The following is a 1,705-nucleotide window of genomic DNA, read 5'->3' on the forward strand; positions in this document are numbered from 1 at the left end:
CCCCCTCCGCAATCCCCCCGGAGGGCGGTTCGTCGGCGTCGCCGGGCTCCTCTCCCCCGGCGGCTCCGCCGGTGGGCCCCGGGGTGTCGGAGGGCGGCTCCCCTCCGGCGCCGGCTGCGCCGCCCCCGGCTTCCTCGGGGGCCACCGGATCGGTGGGCGGTTCACCCTCCGGCTCCTCGGGCACGTCCCCGCAGGAGCCGGGGCCCGCCGGATGGCGGTCCGCCTCCTCCGCCTCCTCCGCCCCGCCGTGCCCCGTCGGGACGGCGGGAGGCGTCTCCGGCTCCCCCTCCCCCGCGACCGACGTGGCGTGCCCGTCGCTCGCGGATGCCTCGGCCGACGCGTCGTCCTCCGCCCCGGCGTCCTCCGCTCCTGCGGTCTCCTCGGGCACCGCCCCGGCGGACTCGTCGGGCACCGCCCCGGACGGGTCGTCCCGTCGCTCGTCGCCTCGCCGGTCACCGGCCTTGTCGGGTTCCCGCCCCATGCCGTTCCTCCCCGTCGTCCCCCACGGCTCCCCGTGGTGGGTGGTGTCGATGCCGGTCCCCGGGTCCGCGCCCGGTTCCCCGGCCCGGTGGTGTGCCGTCCCGGCCACGGCGGCCCGGGTCTCGGCGAGTTCGCGGCGCAGCGCCTCCACCGCCGTGCGGAGCTCCGCCAGGCCGTCCCTGATCCGGTTCTGTCGGGTGCGCAGTTCCCGGTGGTCCTGTTGAAGGCCGGCGAGGCCCGGGGACACGTCCTCCGTCACCGTCCGGTGGGTCGCCGTCAACGCGCCCCGGGACGCGGCGAGACCGTGATCGGGATCCCGCAGGAGGCTCCGCACCTCCCGAAGGGTCTCCAGGATTTCCGAGGACTTTCCCACTGCCACCCGACCCCCTCGCAGCCTGCTGCGGCATGACCGTTTCATCACCGCATGGCTCCCCCGGGCGGATGGGGGCGAGACGGGTGCTTCCGGTCCCGTTCGAGGGGGCCGCCCCGGCGCGGGGTGGGGTTTCGGCGCCGGAGGGCCGGTTCCGCCGGTGGTTCCGGGCCTCCGGTGCCGTGAAACGCCCTCCGGACACCGCGCCCGGTGATCACCGGGGCGCATCGGTCGGTCCGGAGCCGATCGATGCATCACATCCGTTGATCGTTTCCGTTCGCCGGCTTCGGATCGAAACGATCACCGCCCGGTGGTCCGATCCCCCCGGCCCCGGGAGTCACCCGGCGGAGGCCGAAAACCCTCCCCGGTCCGTACCCGGCCGAGGGGTCGCGTGCGAGGTGCCCGGTCCGAAGCCGGGTGTGATCATGGGATGGAATGACCGGAGACGGGCCGGTCGCACGCACGGGAACCGGGAGGTGGAGGGCATCTCGTACGCGGGACGACGACGCCGGTACTTCGCGCTCATGGCGATCTGCCTGACCCTGTTCGTCGGGGCCTGGGCCGTGGTGCGGCACTGGTCGGTACCGGTGGCGATCGGCATGTGCGTGGTGGCCGCCGTGCTGCCGCCGATCGCGACCATCGTGGCCAACCGTCGGGGACCCGACGACCGGTGGTGGGACGAGGAACCGTAGGCTCACCCACCTGTCGACGGCACTCGACGGCAACGGAGTCGACGGAGGGGAGCGGACCGCGTGGAGCACACCGACGACAAACCGCCCGGCACCGCGCCGCCCGGCCCGACACCACCGATCCCCCACCCCCTGTCTCTTATACACAACTGACGCTGCCGACGAA

General features: G+C 74.7%; 1 protein-coding gene and 1 pseudogene. One reads left to right on the top strand and one right to left on the bottom strand.

Annotated elements, in window-relative coordinates:
- Positions 1 to 859 (bottom strand): annotated as a pseudogene (locus tag FOE67_RS24935) (hypothetical protein); the annotation flags it as partial.
- A 515-nt stretch (positions 860 to 1,374) separates the two neighbouring features.
- Here FOE67_RS24935 and FOE67_RS30890 point away from each other — a divergent pair.
- Positions 1,375 to 1,542: a DUF3099 domain-containing protein gene (locus tag FOE67_RS30890; RefSeq protein WP_438874305.1), complete on the top strand. Its 168-nt coding sequence runs from the start codon at positions 1,375 to 1,377 to the stop codon at positions 1,540 to 1,542.
- Positions 1,543 to 1,705: the final 163 nt, after the last annotated feature.

This window comes from Streptomyces calidiresistens (genome assembly GCF_014141525.1).
Classification (GTDB): Bacteria; Actinomycetota; Actinomycetes; order Streptomycetales; family Streptomycetaceae; genus Streptomyces; species Streptomyces calidiresistens.

Excerpts from the sequence above, each read along its gene's own strand:
- FOE67_RS30890 (WP_438874305.1), top strand. The coding sequence starts at position 1,375 with ATGGCGATCTGCCTGACCCTGTTCGTCGGGGCCTGGGCCGTGGTGCGG.